Here is a 7,905-nt window from a genome sequence, read left to right on the forward strand (position 1 = left end):
CATCCATCTTCGAAAAAGACAAAATCACTGCCTCTGTGGCTATGTAGCTCAGCCGGTTAGAGCGCGGCACTCATAATGCTGAGGTCGGTGGTTCGAGTCCACCCATAGCCACCATCCTCTCATCCTGTCTCATTTATAACTTTTGCTTAGCAAGATTTTCTTTAATAATTTCTAACATAACCAACAGGTTTCTGATTTTGTTAAATTCCGTGGTGATAACAAGTGGTAAAAAAAATAGAATGTTGGTTAATATCAAAACGAAGAAAATTAACAATTCATCATTAACAGGTGCGAGTTTGGCTATGAAAAACGCAACCACAAAAGAAATTGCTGCCCTCATGGGTACAGCATCCAACAAAGGATGCCCTTTGCTATTTTCTAATTCCAGGTAAATTCGGCATTGTTTTATTGTTTTATTTAAAAAATCGTGTGTAAGTCGATTATCTTTTTTTAAACTTTCCCGAATTTCATAAAGAGTGTGCGCAAAGTATTTTTTTTGAAATAAAGGTTTGTCATAACCTAGCTCTTGCAACGGTTTTTTGTAATCAGCATTTATTAATTTGATTGGAATATAAGAAAAGAGAAAAAAAGGGAGGAACCAACACAGATACACAAATTAAATAATCAAATTCTGCATGAAAACAAAACGCAATACACAATCCTATAATTATTAATTGACAAACCAAGTATATTTTTCGTGCATAATTTTTACATAACGCCTGTTTATTAAAATAAAACCAGTTGTATTTTTTCCATAAACCAAACAAATAGTTTAAGTTTTCCATATATTTCCCCTGAATTAATTATTTCATTCATAAAGCCAAGCCTTGGCTTTGATCGGCTAAATTTTTATTTCCTAAAGACGCCATCTGTCAAGCATTGCCGGAGTAGATATATCCTATATGCGTTCCCCGTTAACCTAAGGATAATTCCAAAAAGTCTATTACATCCTTTTAAATTTAGTTATTATGCTATGACTATGATTTAATGGTTGTTTGATGCGAGCCTCGTTTTATTTTTTAATTCTGTTTTGGGCCTCGATAGTCCATGCGGATGTAGATATTAAAACAACGATTAAAAACGACAAGACAGTTTATCTTCTTCAGGTCGGCGCTTTCCCACATCAAAAAAATGCCGAAGAATTGCAAAAAAATTTAACCGAATCCTTAAAACAGCCGGTTTTGATTTATCGTCCCGATATCAAAAGCCCTTACATTGTCCAGGTAGGTCCCATCGAAGAGCTTGCACTGGCAAGAGAATTGAAAACTAAAATAGAACAAATGACGGCAAACCCTGCGCCGGACACACCTGCCTCTTTTAACCCACCTGATGCGCCCTTGCTCGTGGATAAACCTGCGGAAAAAATCTGGAATTTAAGAAATGCGGATATTCGTGCAGTCATTGCAGAAGTCTCCCGCGTAACCGGCAAAAATTTTCTTATCGATCCGCGGGTGCAAGGTAAAATTTCCATTGTTTCCAGCACGCCCATGTCGGATAAAGAATTGTATCAAGTTTTTCTTTCCATGCTGCAAATTTCAGGTTATGCTGCCATCCCCAGCGGCGAAGTAATTAAAATTATTCCGAATATCGATGCAAAAACATTATCTCCCGATCTACTCAGCTCCTTAAAATCACCGCCACACGGCGATGATATGATGGTAGAAGTTATTCCGGTGCATTATGTTCCGGCAGAACAACTCGTTCCAGTGTTACGCCCGCTTATGCCGCAATGGAGTAGCGTGTCTGCTTATGCGCCCTCAAATATGCTGATTTTGTCTGGACGTGCCGGCAACATCCGCCAAATGGCTAGTATCATCAAACAAGTGGATAGTTCCTCCTCAAGCGGAATTGACATGGTGCCGCTGCGGCATGCGTTAGCAATGGACATCGCCAACACGTTAAAGGATTTGGTGAAAGCACAGCCTTCCTCGCCTCTGCATGGCCAAACTACACTGGCTGCAGATGATCGCAATAACGCCATCCTTATCAGTGGCAGTAAAACCGATCGCATACGCCTTAGGTTGTTAATTTCTCAGTTGGATCGTTCCGGCCCTTATGGAAGCAACAGTAATACCCAAGTGGTGTATCTGAATTATTTACGCGCGGAAGATTTGGTGCCCATTTTGGCCGGCATTGCCCAGGCAAGCTTTAGCGGTACCGTAGGAACTACTATTGGCACCATTACTCGCCCAGCCTTGGATAGCACCAACCCTGCTGCCAGTTTAGCTACAGGCAGTTCAAGCGGCGGCCAAACCATGCCACCCGCCAGCGTAAGCGCTACCACCGTTAACCCGGCTGCCACACCCAATACTACGGGTGCTGCCACGCAAGTGGAGGGCAGCACTAAACCTACGGTACAAATTATCGCAGAGCCAAACACCAATTCTGTCATTATCAATGCCCCGGTTACCTTGATTCGTACTTTAAAATCCGTGATAAGCCAACTGGATATTAAACCCGCACAAATATTGATTGAAGCTTTAGTTGCTGAAATTAACGAGAGCGATGTGAATGATTTAGGTATTGAATGGGGAAGCATCGATCAAGACACATTATCCAGCACCACATTCAGACCTGGTTTTGCTATTATTAATTCCCGGACATCTTTGGATCAGTTTCAGGCACAAATTTACGCCCTGGCAAGACAACGAAAAGCCAATATTTTATCCACCCCGTCTGTAGTAGTATTGGATAATCGGCAAGCAAAAATTCTTATCGGTAAACAAGTTTCTGTCGCTTCGACTACTTATCCTAATAATGCAGGTGGCACCACCACTGCAAGCCCTTTTACTACCTTTGATCGTGTGAACGTGGCCTTACATTTGTATGTGCGACCACAAATCACCCGCGGCAAAGGAATTCAGATGCAAATTGATCAGGGTAACGATACCCTCGATCCTGCCAGCACTTTGGACCCCACCACAAATCCTGTTTTCAATATCAGCGCCATTGTTACCTCGGTGCATGTAGAAAGCGGCGACATCATTGTATTAGGAGGTTTGAAACAAGACAGCCTCGGTAATGATGACAATCGCCTGCCCATTGTCGGTGATCTGCCAGGCTTCGGCCGTTTATTTCAGCGAAATATTACCAATCGTGAGAAAAAAGTCCTCATGGTATTCATAAGACCCCTTATCCTTAAGACCGAACTGGATGCCTTGCGTGTAACCGGCGGTAAATACACAGACGTGCGTCAATATCAACTGCAATCTTTACGTGAAGAAGATTATGATCCGCGTAATGATGAAATTGTCTTACCTCCTTTAACACAAGCGCCTCTCCCCAAACCTTTCTGCCGGCCTGCAGCGCCCATGCTGCCGCCTAAGTCTCCGCCGCCATCTATTCCATCGTTCATGGTAACGAAATAATGCAACCGAAACAGCAAGTCCAACTCCCTTATTTATTTGCCAAAAAACATGGGGTGGTGGCTGCAGGCATGGAACAGGATGGTCGCATGCTCGTTTATCATCTTCCCAATACGCCTTTGCAGGTATTTACCGAAATACGCCGGACTCTGCAGGCTGAATTACTGTTAAAGGAAGTCGATGCAGCTGAATTCCAACAACACTTGGCTGCCTCCTACCAATCGCAATCGTCGGTGCTGGATGCAGCGGAAGGCATGGAAGAAGAACTCGATCTCGATTTATTGGCAGGTCAACTGCCTGTTAGCGAAGATTTGTTAGACAATCAAGATGATGCGCCTATCATTCGTTTATTAAATGCTTTGTTTACGCAAGCCATTAAACAAAAAGCTTCCGATATTCACATTGAAACTTATGAAGATCGAGTACTGGTACGTAACCGTATTGATGGCGTATTGCAGGAAGTACTGGAAATACAACGTGGCATTGCACCCTTTGTTATTTCCCGCGTTAAGGTAATGGCAAAACTTGATATTGCCGAGAAAAGGATCCCGCAAGATGGGCGGATTGCTTTACGCATCGGTGGACATAACATCGATGTGCGTGTCTCCACTCTCCCTTCTAACCATGGAGAAAGAGTCGTCATGCGGATTTTGGATAAACAGGCAGCGCAATTGAACTTAAGTTTATTGGGCATGGCAGACAGTACGCTTGCTATTATTCGCCATATGATTGCTGAACCGCATGGAATTCTGCTTGTAACAGGACCCACTGGCTCTGGAAAAACCACATCTTTGTATGCCATGCTGACTGAGTTGAACCAGGTGAGTCGCAATATCTTAACTATTGAGGATCCCATCGAATACGATCTTCCCGGCATTGGACAAACTCAGGTTAATCCTAAAGTACAAATGACGTTTGCAAAGGGCTTGCGTGCCATTTTACGGCAAGATCCAGATGTAGTGATGATAGGTGAGATTCGCGATCTGGAAACAGCGGAAATTGCCGTACAAGCAAGTCTCACTGGCCATTTGGTTTTATCCACTTTACATACTAATAGTGCGCTTGGAGCCCTCACGCGCCTGCATGATATGGGTGTCGAATCGTTTTTACTATCCTCCAGCATCATTGGCTTAATTGCTCAGCGCCTGGTTAGAAAACTTTGCCCACACTGCAAGAGTCCCCACCATTTACGCGAAGATGAACGTGAATTAATGGGAGCGACCGAATCTACCGATATTTCCAGGGTATCTGAACCTAAGGGTTGCGATGAATGCAGTCAAACAGGCTACCGCGGCCGTACTGGTATTTATGAACTGATCAGCATTGATGAAACTTTGCGTGGCATGATTCATAGGAACGAAAGCATTCATACCATTGAGCAGTATATACGCCCTTCTATGCCCAGCATTCGGGAAGATGGTTTTAAACGCGTGCTCGCCGGAGATACTTCTTTGGCTGAAATTCTTCGAGTTACGAGTACTTAATACTACATGCCGGAAAATGGAAGAAAAATATTCCCCTCGTCAAGACTGTTTTTTTAATTTTTATTTAGCTACCATATATTGCTGTTGAACGATCTTATCTCCTCTGTGGATATCTTTTTTAATTCCTCCTCAACATGATTAATTCCTCCTTGCGGTAAAACTTGTTGTTCCAGTAACTATAAGGCGTTTAGCTTTGCTGCAAAATTTTTTACGAGCAGAGTTATCCCCAAAAACTGTGTATAACTCTGTGAATAGACGCTTAAAAACCTTTAAAAATGAGCCACATCATCGCTGCTGATAATTTAACCTAAGCCATCATTCACTATGGCATAGGGTTTTCTTTTTTCACGGGCTCGACGATTTTTTCCCCTGTTGTGGTGGGCCTTGAGGCTGAGAAGTAGCGGCTGTAGAGAAGGATACCTGGGACGATGCCAAGGACGAGTCCGACGAAGACTAAGAGGCCTTTGCCGATATCTTTGGGGATGCTGCTGTGTGGTTTGACCAGTTCTTTCTGATTGGTTTTGATGTGGGTATAAAAATTGTCCAGTTTCTCTTGGGCCGTGCCAAACTCGGCCTCGAGTAAATTCTTGCCTGCTTCAAGCAAGCTGATTTTTGTATCGACAATGTCATGGCCTGCATAAGTCTTCAAGCGTTTAATTTGTTCCTCACATTCACTCAGGTAATGCGCTAATTTTTTATTTATCTCTGCTTCTTCTTTTTCCCGAGATTCTTTTTCCTGGCTTAGCGGGTCATGCACTGCTTGCCCAGGGTTTATATTTTCTTCCACAGGGGGTGTTTTGAGCGCTTCGAACGGCAGGTTTTCCTCGGCGGCTGCAGAAGACGCCGAGGGCTTTTGTTCTTCTTTTTCCCGGGATTCTTTTTCCTGGCTTGCAGGGTCATGCACTGCTTGCCCAGGGTTTGTATTTTCTTCCACAGGGGGTGCTTTGGGCGCTTCGGACGGCAGGTTTTCCTCGGCGGCGGCAGAAGAAAGCGCGGGTTTCTGTTCTTCTTTAGGCGGTAATGCAGCTTCTCCCATTGCTTCGGCTGCTCTTACTCCCTGTTGTTGTGTGGGTGTTTGAGCTTTGCTGTGGGCATTGATTTCCTCCTCGGCGACGCGGATTAAATCCCTGAATGTTGGGGGTGGCTCGAGGCGTTTCTCGCGGGCTTCGTTGAGCTTGGTAAGATAAGCATCGACCATGAGGGTGGCATTTGCCGGATTGATTTGTTTATGCTGCAAGACGTCAATCATTTCCTCGCGGCTGTACTCGTCAAGCTCGGTTTTAAGCAAGCGCCTGGCGAGTGCGTTGCCGGGTTTGCGGCGTCCTGCCATGGTGACCGGGTTTTGGGTGCCGATGATAAAAAAACCGGGTTTATCGGGTTTGCCTTGCTCACTCTCGCCCATCAGCAAATCATTGAGCAAACGCTCCATCATCGGTGAGCTGTTGATTTCATCGACGACCACCACGGCACCTTCCTTGAAGGCTTTGAGCAGCAGGCGTTTCTTATCATCCGGCTGCATGCTGACCGGCATGCGATAGAAGCTATTCTCGCCTTCCTTAGGCGAGGATAACGTCGCTTCGGTAAACCCATGCGAGAGGAGTGCCAGAGTCACAAGCTCGCTCTTGCCCACCCCGGGCGGGCCTTCGAGCACCATGCCGCCCAAGCCGCCGTATCGTTGCGCATCGGTTGCGGCTGCATGGCGTTTGAAGTCCCGCAAGGCTAACACATCAGCCAATTGCTGGTACACCACCTGGCGGGAAGGGGTCATGACAAAGGATTCAAGCCCCTTCCTATCGATTTCTTTGACCTCATGAGCGGGGATAAATTGAGGCTTAAAGCGCTGGGAAAATTTCTCCTGCTCCTCAACAGGCAGCAACTCCTTACCCAGTTGATGGGCATAATAAGCCGCCACCTGCGCAGCGTCTGCCTCCGGGTGCTTTTTAAGGTAAGACAGGGTGAGGAGTGCCATCATTTCCAGTTCACGCGGGGAAATGAGCACTTCCTTGCTGGATGCATTCGCAAGGTATGTATACACGCTTAACCATTGTTTGCACCCGGCACGAACGGCCTCCTCGCTTAAGCTTTGTACCAACAAAGGCTTTAAAATATGCTGGTAAATAAATTCAGGCGGCATCGCTTCAAACACCAGCGCATTGCCATGCCGGGCAAAGAAAGGCGAGAGCTTGCGCTCACCGCCATAATTCACCGGGTTGCCGGCAAATACCACCTTATGCTGTGGGCTTAATAACGTGTACTCCCCATCAATGAGCATACCCGGCGGGTTGTTGAACAACCCTTCAAATTCCGTCCATTGCCGCGTACCGATGTTCGCCTCATCAATGAAAAGAATCTTGCGTTTCTCACTCTTATCACCGGCCCAGGCGCTTAACGCCTGCTCGCCTGAATATAATGTATCCTCTTCATTCTTAAAGTACTGCCTGACAAACGTCGATTTGCCAACCGCCGTCAAACCGCTTAAATAAACATAAGGCTCGGCAGCCAAAATTCCATTGACCGAGGCGATGCGCTTTTCAATGAACGCCTGGGCTTTTTTCTCATAGTCGAGTTCATCAAGCTCAGCCATCGCAGGCACCGGCAACTGGTGCATCCCCTGCCAGGCTTCACCCGTTTGCCCAGTCGGGTTGCGCTCTGCATAAGATAACCTCGCCTGCAGCGCACTCAATGGCTCGTTCTCAAGCTCTGCCATCTTAAGCGTTTGCAGTAACGATGGCGCAAAGCGCCCGGCAAGAAGCTCCCCTTTCTCCGCAACCGTCACCGTATGCTGAAAAGCCCCCCAGGCACTGAATGCATCCGGCTCATCACTCACCAATATAAGCTCGCCCAAAGCGTTGGGATTACCCTGCCGCGCAAGCAACAACGGCGCCAGATGGTCTAAAAGCTCCGGTGAAAATCGACCCGTTAAGATAATCTTTTCATCAGCAAACGACGACAGCAACTGCCGCTTTTCCTTAAACTCAAAACGAAGCGCCTGCTCGTTTAAAACACCCGTGAGCTTTCGCAGCAAGTGCGAAGCATCACACTCCGACACATCAATC

Annotated in this window: 3 protein-coding genes and 1 tRNA gene; 3 read left to right on the forward strand and 1 reads right to left on the reverse strand. The window is 46.0% G+C overall.

Features of this window, described 5'->3' with window-relative positions; all coding sequences use genetic code 11:
• Positions 1-37 precede the first annotated feature (37 nt).
• The 3 genes from ELY11_RS10210 to lspE all read left to right on the forward strand — a co-directional run bounded on the left by ELY11_RS10210 (position 38) and on the right by lspE (position 4,849).
• Positions 38-114 (forward strand) — tRNA-Met (locus ELY11_RS10210).
• An 884-nt stretch (positions 115-998) separates the two neighbouring features.
• Complete coding sequence (gene lspD, locus ELY11_RS10215; protein ID WP_126955055.1) at positions 999-3,368, forward strand: GspD family T2SS secretin variant LspD; 2,370 nt, start codon at positions 999-1,001, stop codon at positions 3,366-3,368.
• Complete coding sequence (gene lspE / locus ELY11_RS10220; protein WP_325049362.1) at positions 3,368-4,849, forward strand: GspE family T2SS ATPase variant LspE; 1,482 nt, start codon at positions 3,368-3,370, stop codon at positions 4,847-4,849. Before lspD ends, lspE begins: the two co-directional genes overlap by 1 nt.
• A 322-nt stretch (positions 4,850-5,171) precedes the next feature.
• On the opposite strand, the gene ELY11_RS10225 is transcribed toward lspE, so the two are convergent.
• Positions 5,172-7,905: AAA family ATPase (locus ELY11_RS10225; protein WP_158615197.1), on the reverse strand; the 2,734-nt coding region annotated here is incomplete at its 5' end.

This window comes from Legionella septentrionalis, assembly GCF_003989745.1.
GTDB classification, from domain to species: domain Bacteria; phylum Pseudomonadota; class Gammaproteobacteria; order Legionellales; family Legionellaceae; genus Legionella_A; species Legionella_A septentrionalis.